Source organism: Synechococcus sp. W60.1, assembly GCF_047461575.1.
In the GTDB taxonomy this organism is placed as follows: Bacteria; Cyanobacteriota; Cyanobacteriia; order Thermostichales; family Thermostichaceae; genus Thermostichus.
In genome coordinates, this window is the sequence record NZ_JANSHL010000002.1 from 34866 (window position 1) to 50175 (window position 15310).

Genomic DNA, 15310 nt, shown 5'->3' on the forward strand with positions numbered 1-15310 from the left:
GGGGAGCTCACGTGAAACTCCGATGGTGAGAGCCCGCTGCTCTGGGTAACCTTCTCTCAATTGGCTTGCCAGAAATGGAGAGTTTGAGCGTGGATCGAGAAAGTCTCTATGAGAGCGATTTCTACGCTTGGATCCAGCAACAAGCTCAATTTCTGCGGGATCGGGCCTGGGAGAAGCTGGATCTGCCCAATTTAGTCGAGGAGATTGAATCGTTGGGCAGGCAACAGCGGCAGGAACTGCGAAACCGACTTGCAGTTTTGGTTGGGCATCTCCTCAAGTGGGAGTACCAGCCAGAGGGGAGATCCGCAAGCTGGCTCCTCACCCTCCAGCTGCAGCGGCAGGAAGTTCTGGAGCTTCTTGAAGAAAGCCCAAGTCTCAAGCCCTATTTGCCAGAGGCCATCTCCAAGTCTTACTTGGGAGCGCTGAAGCTGGCCCTGGAGGAGACCAAGCTGCCCAGAAAGATTTTCCCCAAAACCTGCCCTTATTCCTCAGAGCAAATCCTGGATAGCCAGTTTTACCCCGGTGAGCCCAGTCATTTGCTTGAGGAGGGGGATTAATCCCAAAAATCGCTGCATTTTGCATTTTAGACAACGCTAGAAGCAAGGAGACAACCATGAGCGTAACCCAACAAAACCCTATCCCTTCCGCTTCGCAAGAACGGGATCCCCGTCTCAAGGAGATCGATGCCGTAAACTACCCGACCCTGACTGCTTCGCAGTACAGGGCGGGCTTTCGGTAGCCCTGCAGTTGGCAAGCCAACCACGAGGCTGGTTTACAGCAGCCCCCAAGAGCGCAATCACATTCGCACCATTCAAATCCGCATCCCCTTCCCATCCACAGTGCCCACACTTGAACGACTTGCCACTGCGGTAGGATTGCGCAGGGTCGGGATGGATATGCAAACACTTGTGGCAGGTCTGCGACGTGTAGGCGGGCGGCACAAGAATCAGAGAAACCCCTGCAACCCTCGCCTTGTACTCCAGAAACTGACGTAGTTGGTAGAACGCCCAACTGTTGGCCCTGCGCCTTTCGGTTTTGCTGCGTGGCTGTTGATTGACCCTTTCCCGGATCCCTGTCAGGTCTTCCAGGGCAATAGCGCTGTTTGTGGTCTTTGCCCTAGAGACAATAGCTTTGGAGATGCGATGATTGACCCACGTTTGAAAGCGTCTCTCCTTGCCAGACAGCCGTTGCAACAGTTCTCTGCATCTGCGCCGCGAACTGCGGGTGCCCTTACTGGCCTTGCGCTGAAGAGACGCTCTTAACCGACAGTAGTGATCTCGGACTTTGTTCAGCTGCTGTCCATTCCAGTTGTCTCCTTCGGAGGTATGTGCAATGTCTCGCCGTCCCAGGTCAACACCAATCACCTTGTCGGTGTTCTGTTGCTTGGGGGGCTCTGCCTCGACACAAATCTGGATGGAGTAGGAGCCGTCCTTCCGCTGGACTAGGGTGGCCGATTTGGGGTTAGAGCCAGCCAGCATTCCCCTCTGGTAGTTGCCAATGGCTAGCTCAAAGCGTTCTCTTCCATCAACCGTGGCAAGCGACACTGTCCAGTCTTTCTCGCGAAACGAGAAGATACGTGCATCGTAGGTAACGAACCTACGCTTGAACTCTTTAACTGGACGGTTGCGCTGTCTCGCCACTTTGCGAGCGCCTGCCACCCGTCTGCAGACCTGCTGGGCCAGATTACTGGACAAGCCAAACCGAGCGCGAATCTGGTAATAGCAAAGGGATTGGAGTTTGACTGCGTTGACTACTTTTTCTGGTGTGTTTTGGTTGACCCAGTTCAACGCCTGCACAAAGGCATCCATTGTCGCGTCCAATTTGGCGGCTTGCGACTGGGACACCTTGAGCTTGCAGGAGACGGTCAGGACTTGGGTCATGGTTCTATCATAACTTCCGCATTCCTCCCGACACTGACCCTACGGGTACAGTGCGGGGCTTCTGCGATTTCTAGCTGAACTGACAAGCGGCCAACAAACCCTTCTCTCAAGTTCCCCAGAAGCTCTACTAGCTTAGCTTTAGGGTTGGCTCTCCAGGATCTGGACAAGGGGGAACGACCGCTCCCACCCAAATTAGATCCTCTAACCCATCAACTAGGTCGTGTTGATCTTATGTTAGGATAGAGAGAGTAATTTATAGAGGAAAGAGGATGAAGTTGGTTTTTTTAGATGAAAACAAATGGCAGAAGATATTGGCTTTTTTACAGACAGAAGAGAGAGTTAACATTGGGAAAGAAGCAAACTGCAAACAGTTTATTGAAGCAGTTCTTTGGATAGCCCGTTCCGGTGCTCCTTGGCGCTACCTCCCAGAAGGATATGGCAAATGGTACACCATCTATCAAAGATTTCACCGGTGGAGTCGTTTTGGAGTGTGGGAACGGATGTTCAAGTATTTTATTGACGACCCTGATTTAGAGCATCTCATTATTGATTCAACCACGGTTCGAGCGCACTCCTGTGCTGCCGGAAAAAAGGGGAGCAAGCTTTGGGGAGAAGCCGAGGCGGATACAGCACCAAGATTCATGTGAGTGTAGATGGGTTGGGAAATCCGCTGGAATTGAGAATAACTGGCGGAGAAAAGAGCGATATTACTCAAGGGGAAGAATTGATAGAGGGCTGGCAGAGAAAGGATACCAAAGTAATTGGGGATAAAGGATATGATGCGGATAAGTTGATTAAGAAGATAGGGGAAGCTCAAGCGGTTATTCCGCCTAAAAGGAATAGAAAGACGCAGCGGCATTATGACAAGCATCTGTATAAAGAGAGGCATTTAATCGAATGCTTTTTTCATAAGTTAAAGCAGTACCGGCATCTATGTTCTCGTTTTGACAAATTGGCCAGGAACTTCTTGAGTTTTCTCTATCTCGTCAGTGCTCTCTTTTGGCTCAAATGAAAGATCAACACAACCTAGTAAGCTGACCTTAAAACAGTGGCTGGATCAGGGGCGAGTCCAGCTCATTGATGTGCGGGAGCCGGGAGAATATGCCGATGAGCGGATCCCGGGGGCTATCAACCTGCCCCTATCTACCTTTGACCCGGCCAAAGTGCCCGCCTCTACGCCAGAAAAGCCGGTGGTGTTGCAGTGCCGCATGGGCAGCCGCTCCATTCGGGCCAGTTGCTAGACCGCGGTTGGCCGGAGGTGATTAGCCTTAAGGGAGGGATCGAGGCTTGGAAAGCGGCCAAGCTGCCCGTTACCCGCACCCAAAATGCGCCCATCTCCATCATGCGGCAGGTGCAGATTGCGGCGGGATCCCTGGTGCTCACCGGAACCCTTCTGGGGGCCTTTGTCAACTCCTGGTGGCTGCTGCTGAGTGGCTTTGTGGGCGCTGGGCTGGTGTTTGCCGGGATCACCAACACCTGTGGCATGGCTCTGTTGCTGGCTCGCATGCCCTGGAACCGAGGTCAGTCTCTATGAACGGGATCCCCTCTGCTTCCTCTTCGGGGCAAGGGATCCTGGCGCGGTACCTGCCCTTTGCTAAGGAGTCCCTTTGGGTCTTCCACTATCAACGATCAGATTTGCCGGGAGATCCGATCGCCGGCCTTGTGGTGGCCATTCTGTTGGTGCCCCAGAGCATGGCCTATGCCCTGTTGGCCGGGTTGCCCCCCCAAGTGGGCCTGTACGCCAGTATTTTGCCGGTGATCGTCTATGGACTACTGGGATCCAGCCGCGCCTTGGCGGTAGGGCCAGTGGCCATCATCTCCCTCTTGGTGGCGGCAGGGTTAGAGCCGCTGGCCGGTCGCGTCAGCGGGACGGAGTCCTTGCCGGGCAGCCCGGAGTATGAACAGTTGGCTTTGGGGCTGGCCTTGGAGGTGGGTCTGGTCCAGGGGGCCATGGGGTTGTTGCGGCTGGGGTTTTTGGCCAATTTCTTAAGCCACACGGTGGTGACTGCCTTTGGCAGCGCGGCGGCCTTGATCATCGGCTTCAGCCAGCTCCGGCACCTCTTGGGGGTCAAGATCGCCAATACGGAGTCCTTCTTGCTGTTGGTGCAGCGGCTGTGGCAAAGCCTGGACAAGGTGAACTGGGCAACCTTTGGCCTAGGGCTGCTGGCCGTATCCCTGCTGGTGTACGCTCAGCGAAAGTTGCCCCACCAACTGCGGCGTTGGGGTGTGCCTCCAGGTTGGGCCTTGATTTTGACCAAGGGGGCACCGCTAGCGGCTGTGCTCGTGACCAGCCTGTTGGTCTGGGGCCTAAACCTCTCGGAGAGGGCAGGGGTATCCGTTGTTGGCTCCATTCCTTCCGGGTTGCCCCCCTTGGGCTTTCCCTCGTTGAGCTGGGGACAGTGGACAGCGCTTCTGCCCACCGCCTTGGCCATTAGCTTGGTGGGCTTCACGGAGAGCTATGCCGTGGGGCAGTCCTTGGCCAGCCAGCGGCGGCAGAAGGTGGATCCCAACCAAGATCTGGTGGCTTTGGGGGCAGCCAACTTGGCAGCAGCCTGCAGTGGCGGCTATCCGGTAACGGGAGGCATCAGCCGGTCGGTGGTGAACTTTCAAGCAGGCGCCAACAGTGGCCTGGCCTCCCTAATCACCGGCCTGTTGGTGGCTTTGACGGTCATCTGGCTGATGCCCCTGTTCACCTTCTTGCCCCAGACCACCCTGGCGGCCATTGTTCTGGTGGCGGTGCTGGCCCTGGTGGATTTTCACCCCCTGCTGCAAAGCTGGCGCTACGACCGTGGCGATGCCCTGGTTTGGTTAGTAACCTTTGCCAGTGTGCTGGGGATCGGAGTGGAGCAGGGGATCGGAATAGGGGTGTTAGTCTCCATCCTGCTCTTTCTTTGGCGGGCTAGCCGTCCTCACATTGCCATCGTGGGTCAGGTGCCCGGTACGGAGCACTACCGCAACGTGCAGCGCCATGAGGTGATTACCGATCCCCGTATCTTGGCAGTGCGGGTGGACGAGAGCCTGTTTTTTGCCAACGCAGCCTACTTGCAGGAGTATCTGCTGCGAGAGGTGGCGGCGCGACCCACAGTGGAGCAGGTGCTGCTCGTTGCCAGCGCCATCAACTTCATCGACGGCAGCGCTTTGGAAGTGCTGACCCAGTTGGTGGAACGTTTGCAGCAGGCAGGGGTGGGCTTTGCCATGGCCGAGGTGAAGGGGCCGGTAATGGATCGCCTCCAAAAGGCTGGGTTTGTGGAGAAAGTGGGCGCTGAGCGCTTCTTCCTCTCCACTCACCAGGCGATGCAAGCCCTCGGATCCCAGCAGAGCCTCAGTCAGGTGTCATCTTCCTGATCAGCACAAGGGGGGTTTGTTCAGCGGCATTGCCGGCGGGGTTTTTGCGCAGCGCCTGCTTCACCAGGGATCCCTGCACCCCGGAGGTGGCGGCCAGGAGCTTCACCTCTCCCAGATCGTTGGCATCCACGATGGCCACTTCGTAGCCCGTCTGCCGATGCAGATCCCCCACCAACTTGGCCGGATCCCGCGGCCCCAGCACGATGAACTGGTCATAGGGAGGCAGGGTGCCAGTAACGTCGTCGATGAGATCGGCCTGCTCCCCCGCCAGGGCATAAAAGACCCCCGGGATCCCCAGCAGTTTGGCCAGGGATCCCACCACAAAAGCCCACACCACCCGCCAGGCCCCGGAGCAGTCGATCAAAGTCTGCATCCCGTAGCAGCTTGAAAGACTGGTCTTGGAGGGGAAGAAGTAGCACAGGGTGCGGGCCAGCCAGCCGGGCTGCACCTGCAGGGGATGGCGGAAGTTGCCCTGGACAATAGCCACGGCGCTTTCCGAGATGGCCACCATATCGCCGGGCTGGATGTGAGGGCCTACATACCGCCGTAGCACCTCGGCCAAGTCATCGCTGGGGGTCAGCAGATGGGTGGGAACGGCGGCCCAAAGGAGGGATCCTTGCTGCTGCCAGTTCAGCTCCGGCAAGGGATCCACCTCTTGCAACGGCAGAATGAGGTGGCTGGTCTTGAGGGTGCGCCGCTGCCGCCCGTACTGGATGTAGTCCAACTCCAGCCAGGCAGAGCGCAAATGGGCCAACCCTTCCCCCTTCAATTCAATCTCGACCTCTAGGCCGGTCTGGCTCTGGGGGGTGAGGATATAAGCCTGCCAGTAGTTGTCTTGCCGGGGGGGAAGATCCGGATGGCGAGAGCGCAGGCGTAGGCGGGTGTGAATGCCTTCTAGGGATCCGGCGCTGAGCAAATGCAGTCGCAGCTGCACCTGGGCCAAGGTGACTTCCAAAAGGGGGTTGAGGTTGCGAGCCACAAACTCCGCTTGAATGACCCAGTGCTCGGGGGTGTAGCGGCTGATGCGCCAGCCTTGGGGCTCCACCACCAGGTGATCGGCGGGGCGGGTCTTGAGCCAGTAGAGCAAGCTGCCCAAACTCAGCAGCAACCCGGCCACTACCTGAGCCCAGCCCCAGGGATCCCACAGCCAACGCCAAGCCCCCCATAGGCTGAGTCCTACCCCGGCCAGCACTGTGGCCAACACGCCACGATTCACCATGCTGCTACTTGTTGCCATTGGGATCCCACTCCTCAAAAAAAGACAAGTGCTTAAGCCCTGCTAAAGTCTGCCCCTTTGTCCACCACAACACCCTAGACTACAGGTACGCTCTAGCTCTTCTCCTGAACCCTAGCCATCCTACCGGGAAACCGAAGCAGGCCGTAGCGGGATCCCTACCTAATTTTTAGTCTCAAACAGTTAGCTTACAAATAGATTTCATTTCAGGCTTTTCAGAACACTCTGGGAGTTTCCTATGGCGCACAAACAGCAATTCAAAAGTTTTGCCGACATGATTCAGGGATCCAAAACCCCGATCCTGGTGGATTTTTATGCTTCCTGGTGCGGCCCTTGTCAGGTTATGGCGCAAGTGTTGGAGCAGGTAAAACCTCAGGTGGGGGATGCGGTTACTTTTGTGAAGGTTGACACCGAAAAGTACCCAACCATCGCTGCTCGCTGGGGCATTCAAGCGGTGCCAACGCTGATCCTCTTCAAAGATGGGAAGCCGATTGACCGCATTGAGGGGCTGTTGCAGCCGCGGGCCCTGTTGGAGCGGTTGCGGGCGCAGGTTAACCTGCCGGTAGGCTAGGTGGACGTTGCTGGGATGGGGTCTTTTGGTCATCTTCTGGTGGCACAGCGAGCTCTCCAGCAAAACCGTCTTTGAGATGTCCTCGCAGGTGTTTGAGCGCTCTTTGGGATCTCCGCCTCTGGAGGTTCACCTGCCGGGTGAAGTGCCCTACCGCACTGCCTGGGCTTGGCAGCAGGCAAGACTGGCCCATATGATCCGGGATCCCCAGTTGCCGGACGGATTACTGCTGCTCACCCATCCTGCGGTTTACACCTTGGGGGCAGGAGCCGATCCCAAGTTTCTCAAGAGCCTTTCTCAGCCGATAGGATCCCCGGCTATCCACCCGGAATCTCCTTCTGAACAAGAGCCGGAAATCCTGCGGGTGGAGCGCGGCGGCGAAGTGACCTACCATGGGCCGGGGCAGTGGGTGGGCTATGCGATGCTGAACCTAAAGCGCCACCGCCCAGATCTCCACGAGTACCTACGCCAGCTAGAAGAGGTGGTCATCCAGACCTTGGCCCACTTCGGCCTACAGGGGGAGCGGATCCCTGGCTTGACAGGAGTTTGGGTGCAGGGGCGCAAAGTGGCGGCCATCGGCATCAAGGTCTCCCGCTGGGTGACCTACCACGGCTTTGCCCTCAACGTCTGCCCGGATCTAGCTGCCTTCGAGGCCATCGTGCCCTGTGGGATCCCTGATCGCCCGGTGGGATCCCTGGTTCAGTTTTGTCCCCGAGTAACGATGGCGGCAGTGGCCCCGGTGGTGGTGAAGTCCTTTTGTCAGGTCTTTGGGCTGCAAGCTCAGGAAGTTTCCTTATCAGAGTGGTTGGGAGAACGCAAGTCTCTAAAGACTCAAGGCTAATCCACCCCCAACTGGCGCAGCAGTTGCTGCAGGATGGTTCGGTCGGCAAAGTTGCCGCTCTTGGAAAAGAGAGCCAAGGCCTGGCGAAAGTCGGCCATCGCCGCTTCTCGATCCCCCAGTTGCAGGTGGGCCACGCCGCGGCTGAAGTAGGCTTCTGGAATTCGCGGATCCAACTGAATGGCCCGCTCCGCATCGGCCAGAGCTTCTTCCGGCTGGCGCAACTGGTTGTAGACGTAGCTGCGGTTCACATAGGCCGGAGCATAGCTGGGATCCAACTGCACCGCCCGATCCAGATCCGACAGGGCAGCCACGGGATCCCCCCGCAGCAACTTGAGGGATCCCTGCCAGTTGAACTCGGAAGCGGTGTTTGGGGCCGAGGTCTTCTCAGGAGGAGGTGGGAAGGCAGGCAAAGAGATGGCAGGGGCAGGAGCGAGGAATGCTGCCAAGAAACCTATCAGAGCTATCCTTCCCCATCGACACTTGATTGTGCTCCGCACCGCTAATGACGTCCTCTTCGGATCCCGAACTAGTTCAATATAGACCGTCGGCGAGAGGGGCAACCCCCTGCACTTAACTTGCAAGGGGTGCGGGGAGCTACAAGTTCCGCGCTCTGGCGGGAAAGTCAGGGTCGAGATACCGACTCCTCTGCCAAGTCGTTCTGTGACGCGGGGCAGGAATGCCCAATGGCAAGGTTGGGAGGCCCAAGCTCTATTGGCTAGAGTGAGGGCGGGGGGATGTTACAAGGAAAGCTTCTGGAATAGATGAGCCACCGGCAGGGCAAATCCTGGAATAACCTCTTCACCTTCTAGAAGATCAACCGATTTCAGGAGGCGGTCAGGCTCTTGAGAGCTGCGATACACCAGGACGTAGTGCTCGCTGGGGTGAACCAGCCAAACCAGGCGGCTGCCATTTTCAAAGTACTCCACCAGCTTGTCATGAATTTCTTCAACCGTATTGCGGGGGGAAAGCACTTCAACAGCCAGATCTGGAGCGCCTTCCAAAAATCCTGTGGGCAGTTCAGCCATGCCCTGCAAGCGTTCTTTAGCAAAAAAAGAGATGTCAGGGGAGCGCCAATTTCCACTCTTCATCTTAAAAGCAGTGCTGGAATCTAAAACGATCCCCAGCTTGTTGGACAAAACGTAGGGGGTCAAAGCTGCCAATAGGAGGCTGCAGACATAACCATGGAGTGCCCCCGCGCTTCCCATATCAATTGGCTTCCCATCAACAATCTCGTAGCGATGTCCCTCCCTGGACAACGCCATGAATTCTTCGGCTGTCCAAGCTCTTTTTCCCTGAGTTGGCACAGCTCCGACGGTCATCTGCAAACTCCTTGCTGCTCCTTCGACACCGCAAGCCAAGCCCGCAGGGATCCCCCAGCGGCTTTTCCTCGAGGGGGGACGCCAAAGGCTAAAATAGCCTAGCTCATCCTACTGTACCGACGGAAAAGGCACCTTGATCGAGCGCTACACTCTGCCCGAAATGGGCCAGATTTGGTCCACTGCCCACAAGCTCCAGACCTGGCTGCAGGTGGAGCTGGCTGTCTGTGAAGCGCAAGCGGAGCTGGGGCGGATCCCGCAAGAAGCCCTGCAGGAGATCAGAGCCAAAGCCGCCTTTGACCCGGCGCGGGTTTTGGAAATTGAGGCGGAAGTGAAGCACGATGTTATTGCCTTCTTAACCAACCTCAACGAGCGCGTGGGCGAGGCAGGGCGCTACATCCACCTGGGCCTGACCAGCTCGGACGTGTTGGATACCGCTCTGGCCGTGCAGCTTGTGGCCTCGGTGGAGATCTTGCAAGCTCGCCTGGCCGACCTCATCGCTGCTATCCGCGACCAAGCTCGGCAGCACCGCTACACCCTCATGATCGGCCGCACCCACGGTGTTCACGCCGAGCCGATTACCTTTGGCTTTAAGCTGGCAGGGTGGCTGGCCGAGTGCCTGCGCCACCAAGAGCGCCTAGCTCGCCTGCGGGAAGTGGTGGCGGTGGGCAAGATCTCTGGCGCCGTGGGCACCTACGCCAACGTGCCTTCCCAGGTGGAGCAGTTGGCCTGCGCTCGCCTGGGCCTGAAGCCCGATACAGCCTCGACACAGGTAATCTCGCGGGATCGCCACGCTGAATACGTGCAAACCTTGGCTTTGATTGGCTCTTCCCTAGAGCGCTTTGCTACTGAAATCCGCCACCTGCAGCGAACAGAGGTACTGGAGGCTGAGGAGTACTTTGCCCCCGGCCAAAAGGGATCCTCTGCTATGCCCCACAAGCGCAACCCCATCAAGGCGGAACAACTGACGGGGCTGGCCCGTCTCCTGCGCGGGTATGCCGTCTCGGCCCTAGAAAACATTCCCCTTTGGCATGAGCGGGACATCTCCCACAGCTCGGTGGAGCGGGTTATCCTGCCGGATGCCTCCATCCTCTGCCACTATCTGTTGGTCAACATGGCGGAGCTGGTGGGCCAGCTGCAGGTTCACGCTCGCAACATGGAGCGCAATCTCAACCTCTACGGCGGCGTCATCTTCAGCCAGCAGGTGCTGCTGGCTTTGGTGGAGAAGGGCCTTAGCCGCGAGGAAGCCTACCGCCTGGTGCAGGAAAATGCTCACCGCGCCTGGAACCAGCCCGGCGGGGATTTCCGCGCCAATCTGCTGGCGGATCCCCGAGTGATGGCTCACCTGAGCGAGGCAGAACTGCAGGACTGCTTTGATCCCCAGCGCCACCTAACTCACCTAGACGAGATCTTTGCCCGCTTGGGCATTTGAGGGATCCCCTATGGTTTGGCAGCGGCAGCACGTCTTAGGCTTGGCGGATTTTACTCCCGAAGAATACCAGATGGTTTTGCAGACCAGCGCCAGTTTCCAGGAGGTGTTGACGCGGCGGTTGCCCAAGGTGCCCACCTTGCAGGGGAAGGTGGTGGTGACGCTGTTCTTCGAGCCTTCCACCCGCACCCGTACCAGTTTTGAGCTGGCGGCCAAGCGCCTTTCGGCCGATGTGCTCAACTTTTCCCCAGGCACCTCTTCCTTGAGCAAAGGGGAGACGCTCTTGGATACGGCCCGCACCTTTCTGGCCATGGGATCCGATCTCTTAATCGTTCGCCATGCCCAGGCAGGAGTGCCCCAACAATTAGCCGCCGAGATCGACCGCCGCGGATCCCCTGTGGGCGTTCTCAATGCCGGGGATGGACTGCACGAACATCCCACCCAAGGTTTGCTGGATTTGTTTACCCTCTGCAGCCATCTGGATCCCCGGCGTCCCCGTCTGGAGTTGCTGCAAGGGATCAAAATCGCCATTGTCGGCGATATTCTCCACTCGCGAGTGGCCCGCTCCGATATCTACGCCCTGGTGGCCGCCGGAGCTGAGGTTCACTTAGCCGGCCCTCCCACCCTATTGCCCAAAGATTTTGCCCAGTTTGTGCCCGGCCATACGCTCCCTGTCCATTGGCAGCTAGAGCCTGCCCTAGAAGGGGCGCGTTTTGTCATCACCTTGCGCCTGCAGCAGGAGCGCATGAGCGAGTTCCTTCTCCCCAGCTTGCAGGAGTACCACCATTTCTTCGGCCTCACGCGGCAACGACTGCGCCTGTGCCACCCGGATGTCAAGCTTCTGCACCCCGGCCCGGTCAATCGCGGTGTGGAACTCAGCTCCGAGGTGATGGAGGATCCCGGCTTGAACCTGATTGAGCAGCAGGTCACCCACGGCGTGGCGGTGCGTATGGCCCTGCTGTACCTCATGGGGGGCGGGCGGATCCCAGCCTAGAGCCCAGATCTTTTTCTGCTCAGGGAACACGTAGAGCCGCCTCACGTCTAGAAGGTTGGAGTCTATCTTCTAACCAATTCTCTCTGCCAAAAGCCGAAAGAATCTCTGGGCGGGGCTTTTCCCCACCTGCTGAAATCATGTCCAAGCTTGCCAAGACAGGAGCAATCTATTTGTCTTAAATTTTACACATCTCGAATCTGACTCGAGTTTTTTTCGTAGCCGTCCCAGCTCAGCTCTTATTCAAGTTATGTTTGTTGGATTGGTTGTCAAATGAGTTGTCAAACGAGATAGAAGTTCAGCAGCATAAGCCTTTTCGCGGATTCTGGGCTCCAGGATCCTGATTTTGCTGAAATCCAAACTGGCCAAGATCACCAGATGGAAAATCGAGGTTTGGAAACGAGTCAGTATACTCAAAAAATATCGATTTTTTTCTCTTAACTTAACCCAAAGTTAACCTTTAGATATTCCTCTGTTAACTTTGAGGTTATAGGGTTGAAAATGTTGATTTGCAACAGATATTACCTATGCGAACCCTGCTTTCTGCTTCTCTTTTCTCCCTCACCGCTCTAACAGTAGGATTTCTAACAGCGACCTCGGCTCAAGCCCAAACCGTGCAAATCTCCGGGGCGGGCGCGACCTTTCCGGCTCCTTTGCTGCAACGTTGGTTCGACGCCTACAACCGCACCGTAGACCCCACTGTGCAAATCAGCTATCAGTCTGTCGGTAGTGGTGCTGGCCTAGAGCAGGTGATCAATGGCACTGTGGACTTCGGCGTTTCCGAGGCGCCTTTCTCCGGTGCTCGCCTGGAAAGCTTCCGAGCTAAATACCGCTATGAGCCCCTACAGTTGCCTCTGGGAGGGGGTGCCATCGAGTTTGCCTATAACCTGCCCGGTATTAAAGACGGAGAGCTCATCCTGAAGCGGGAAACCTACTGCGGCATCGTGACCGGCGAGATCACTCGCTGGGACGACAATCGCATCAAGGCCGATAACCCAGGTATAGCAAACAAGCTGCCACCCCTGGACATCACCTGGGTACACCGCTCTGATGGTTCTGGGACTACCTTTGTGTTCACCAACCACATCAGAACTGTCTGCCCTAATTGGACAGCCGGTGCTGGTACTTCTGTCGAGTGGCCTGTTGGCATTGGAGCCCAAGGGAATGAGGGGGTAGCCGCCACCATCAAGCAAGAAGAAGGGGCAATTGGCTATGTGAACCAGTCCTATGCCAAGCTGGAAAATATGGCCACTGCTCGCCTGGAAAACAAAGCGGGCAACATTGTTGAGTTCTCCACCGAGGCAGCTACCTCGGCGCTTGATGCTCCCATTCCTGATGACTTTGCGCTGTTGGTGCCCGACCCTGAAGGGCCAAATGACTACCCAATCGTGGGCTTGTTCTGGGTGATGCTGTACCGCGAGTATCCCGATCAGCAGAAGCTGACCAAGCTGGTGGAGGCTCTGAAGTGGACCCAGGGGCCGGAAGGTCAGGCCATTACCCGCGAGCTGGACTACATCCCCATGCCTGAGGCGGCTATCCAACGGATCTTTGCCGAGCTGGATGCCATCACCGTTAACCCCAATGCGGTGCGATGACTGGGTTGCAGCCTGAACTCTACTAGAGGGTAGCCGGTGGCCGGCGGAGTGGGCAGTTAAATGCTTTCTCGGTCGGCTGCTGGGCTTACCTTGCACGGTGGGATTTTTAGGAAAGATTTTGAACCGAAGATGATCATGGGAGAGGGGCTATGACTTCAGCGGCTACGGGCTATGGTTCACCGCCAAACCCAGATATCGATGTTGACATTGAGAAAAAGGCAAGCCCGTCCCGGGCTGTTGATGTGGGTTTTGTCCGCCTGACGCTGGCCTTGGCAGGGTTTGCCGGCATTATTCTCATCTGGTTGATTCTTCAAACCACCGAAGCTGCTCTGCCGGCGATCCAGCAGTTTGGCTTGGGCTTCCTGGTTACTGCCCGCTGGAACCCGGTGGAAAACATCTACGGGGTGCTGCCGCAGATTTATGGCAGTCTGGTGACCTCTCTGGTGGCTTTGATTTTTGCCATTCCTCTGGGCATTGGCACAGCCATCTTCCTGACGGAAGGCTTTGCTCCCAAGTGGGTAACGGCGCCGATTGGTTTTGCCATTGAGCTGATCGTGGCCATTCCCAGTGTGGTGCTGGGGCTCTGGGGGATCTTTGTGCTGATTCCAGCAGTGCGGCCCATCTTTCGAGCCATCAACCAGACGCTGGGCTGGATCCCTTTCTTGAGTGGCCCGGCTCCGCGGGGGCCCAGCTTGTTGATAGTGGCTATGGTGCTGGGGATCATGATCTCTCCCATCATCATCTCCATTACCCGCAGTACCTTTGAATCTCTGCCACGCAGCCTGAGAGAGGGCGCTTTGGCTCTGGGGGCAACCCGCTGGGAGACCATCTTAACGGTGATGATCCCTGCCGGCCTGTCGGGCATTGTCAGCTCGATCATGCTGGCGCTGGGACGGGCTTTGGGAGAGACCATGGTGGCGGCCATGCTTTCTGGCAACGCCAACCGCATCAACATCTCTCTAATGCAGCCGGGATCCACCATTACCGCCTTGATTGCTTCTCAGTTTGGGGAGGCAGGACGCTTGCAGGTTTCGGCTCTCATGTATGCCGGCGTGGTGCTGATGGTGCTGACGTTATTGGTCAACATTGTTGCCGAGATCATCATCCGCAAGTTTCAAAACCTGGAGCAGTAACTTGGGAAGCAGAAAGAAGATGAAGGAGCACTGTTATCATGTCCGACTCAGCACAGCTTGCCCCTGAGAAGGTTGATATCGACATTACCCGTGCCGCCATTGCCCCTGTCCGCAATTACACAGGCATTGTCCTAACCCTGCTGAGCGCCATCTTTGTAGCGGTAATCGTAGCTTCCCTCTCTTGGGTGCTGTGGGATGTGGGCAAGGAAGGCATCCAGCGGATAAATTGGGATGTCCTCACCCAGACCCGCTACCCTGCCCCTGGCCTGACGGAAGGGGGCTTTGGTCACGGAATTGTCGGCAGTTTAATGGTGCTGGCTACGGGGGCGGCTTTGAGCTTTCCCTTCGGCATCTTGGCGGCAGTGTACTTGTCCGAATTTGGTCGCGGCACCCGCTTGGCTTATCTGGTTAAGTTTTCCTGCAATGTGCTCACGGGTGTGCCGGCCATTCTCTGCGGCTTGTTTGCCTATGCTGTGGTGGTGAGGGGATCCGGCTTTTCGGCTTTCTCGGGAGGTGTGGCTTTGGGCGTGCTGATGCTGCCGATTGTGATCCGCTCCACCGAGGAGGCGTTGCTGCTGGTTTCGCCCGACATGCGCTTGGCTTCCATTGGCCTGGGCTCAACTCGCTTTCAGACCACAATGCGCGTTGTTTTGCCGGCAGCGGCACCGGCCATCGTAACCGGGCTAATCCTGGCTTTGGCCCGAGCGGCAGGCGAGGCTGCACCTCTGCTCTTTACCGCCTTCAACAACAATTTCTGGTCCAGTAATCTCTTTGGCCCGGTGGCCACCTTGCCGGTGATGGTCTACTTTTTCTCCATTATTCCCTTCAGGGTGCAGCAGGAGCTGGCTTGGGCAGGGGCTTTGGTTTTGCTAGCCATCGTTTTGGCGGCCAGCTTGATCGCTCGCTTTTTGGTGTACAAGACCAGGAAATAGCCTGAGGATTCTCAACAAAGTCTTGAATCGAACTCTTCGTCGAACT

General features: G+C 57.1%; 14 protein-coding genes and 1 pseudogene. 11 read left to right on the plus strand and 4 right to left on the minus strand.

Translation table 11 applies throughout. The features are described from left to right. Positions 1-89 precede the first annotated feature (89 nt). The gene (locus tag NW805_RS02190) at positions 90-557 is read left to right on the plus strand and encodes a DUF29 domain-containing protein (RefSeq protein ID WP_414421509.1); all 468 of its coding nucleotides are present in this window, start codon (positions 90-92) and stop codon (positions 555-557) included. Positions 558-671: 114 nt separating this feature from the next. Here the strand turns inward: NW805_RS02190 and NW805_RS02195 are convergent, their stop codons facing one another. Continuing rightward, positions 672-1880 carry an RNA-guided endonuclease InsQ/TnpB family protein gene (locus NW805_RS02195; RefSeq protein ID WP_414421510.1) on the minus strand — a complete coding sequence of 403 codons (1209 nt, stop codon included), beginning with the start codon at positions 1878-1880 and terminating at the stop codon, positions 672-674. A gap of 269 nt (positions 1881-2149) precedes the next feature. On the opposite strand from NW805_RS02195, the gene NW805_RS02200 reads away from it, so the two are divergent. The 3 genes and pseudogenes from NW805_RS02200 (at position 2150) to NW805_RS02210 (ending at position 5225) form a co-directional block, all read left to right on the plus strand. Next, a protein-coding gene (locus NW805_RS02200) for an IS5-like element ISSoc13 family transposase (protein WP_414421273.1) occupies positions 2150-2892 on the plus strand; the annotation gives its coding sequence in 2 pieces (ribosomal slippage) (positions 2150-2468 and positions 2468-2892; 744 coding nt in all). Then, positions 2870-3414: pseudogene (locus NW805_RS02205) on the plus strand (rhodanese-like domain-containing protein). The gene NW805_RS02200 and the pseudogene NW805_RS02205 overlap by 23 nt, the downstream one beginning before the upstream one ends. Then, positions 3411-5225, plus strand: coding sequence for a SulP family inorganic anion transporter (locus NW805_RS02210; RefSeq protein WP_414421511.1), 1815 nt, complete (start codon positions 3411-3413; stop codon positions 5223-5225). The pseudogene NW805_RS02205 and the gene NW805_RS02210 overlap by 4 nt, the downstream one beginning before the upstream one ends. Here the strand turns inward: NW805_RS02210 and NW805_RS02215 are convergent. Continuing rightward, the gene (locus NW805_RS02215) at positions 5203-6444 is read right to left on the minus strand and encodes a hypothetical protein (RefSeq protein ID WP_414421512.1); all 1242 of its coding nucleotides are present in this window, start codon (positions 6442-6444) and stop codon (positions 5203-5205) included. The two genes, NW805_RS02210 and NW805_RS02215, sit on opposite strands and share 23 nt — an antisense overlap. Positions 6445-6697: 253 nt before the next feature. On the opposite strand from NW805_RS02215, the gene trxA reads away from it, so the two are divergent. Both trxA and lipB read left to right on the plus strand, forming a co-directional pair. Then, entirely contained in the window at positions 6698-7030 is a 333-nt protein-coding gene (gene trxA, locus NW805_RS02220; protein ID WP_414403038.1) for a thioredoxin, read from the plus strand. 76 nt (positions 7031-7106) lie between these two features. Next, on the plus strand, positions 7107-7868 hold the full coding sequence (gene lipB, locus NW805_RS02225) for a lipoyl(octanoyl) transferase LipB (protein WP_414421696.1): 762 nt from the start codon (positions 7107-7109) through the stop codon (positions 7866-7868). Here lipB and NW805_RS02230 read toward each other — a convergent pair. Together NW805_RS02230 and NW805_RS02235 are read right to left on the minus strand one after the other, a co-directional pair. Further along, positions 7865-8314: a tetratricopeptide repeat protein gene (locus NW805_RS02230; protein WP_414421513.1), complete on the minus strand. Its 450-nt coding sequence runs from the start codon at positions 8312-8314 to the stop codon at positions 7865-7867. The two genes, lipB and NW805_RS02230, sit on opposite strands and share 4 nt — an antisense overlap. A 291-nt stretch (positions 8315-8605) precedes the next feature. After that, positions 8606-9187 (minus strand): Uma2 family endonuclease, encoded by a 582-nt coding sequence (locus tag NW805_RS02235; RefSeq protein WP_011430559.1) that lies wholly within the window; start codon positions 9185-9187, stop codon positions 8606-8608. A gap of 133 nt (positions 9188-9320) precedes the next feature. On the opposite strand from NW805_RS02235, the gene purB reads away from it, so the two are divergent. The 5 genes from purB (at position 9321) to pstA (ending at position 15264) form a co-directional block, all read left to right on the plus strand. After that, entirely contained in the window at positions 9321-10616 is a 1296-nt protein-coding gene (gene purB / locus NW805_RS02240) for an adenylosuccinate lyase (protein WP_414421514.1), read from the plus strand. Between the two features lie 10 nt (positions 10617-10626). Next, a complete protein-coding gene (locus NW805_RS02245; RefSeq protein ID WP_414421697.1) occupies positions 10627-11607 on the plus strand; it encodes an aspartate carbamoyltransferase catalytic subunit in 981 nt (326 codons plus the stop codon). A gap of 524 nt (positions 11608-12131) precedes the next feature. Further along, on the plus strand, positions 12132-13199 hold the full coding sequence (gene pstS, locus NW805_RS02250; protein WP_414421515.1) for a phosphate ABC transporter substrate-binding protein PstS: 1068 nt from the start codon (positions 12132-12134) through the stop codon (positions 13197-13199). A gap of 149 nt (positions 13200-13348) precedes the next feature. Continuing rightward, a complete protein-coding gene (gene pstC / locus NW805_RS02255) occupies positions 13349-14332 on the plus strand; it encodes a phosphate ABC transporter permease subunit PstC (RefSeq protein WP_414421516.1) in 984 nt (327 codons plus the stop codon). 38 nt (positions 14333-14370) lie between these two features. Continuing rightward, positions 14371-15264, plus strand: coding sequence for a phosphate ABC transporter permease PstA (pstA, locus tag NW805_RS02260; RefSeq protein ID WP_414421517.1), 894 nt, complete (start codon positions 14371-14373; stop codon positions 15262-15264). Positions 15265-15310 lie beyond the last annotated feature (46 nt).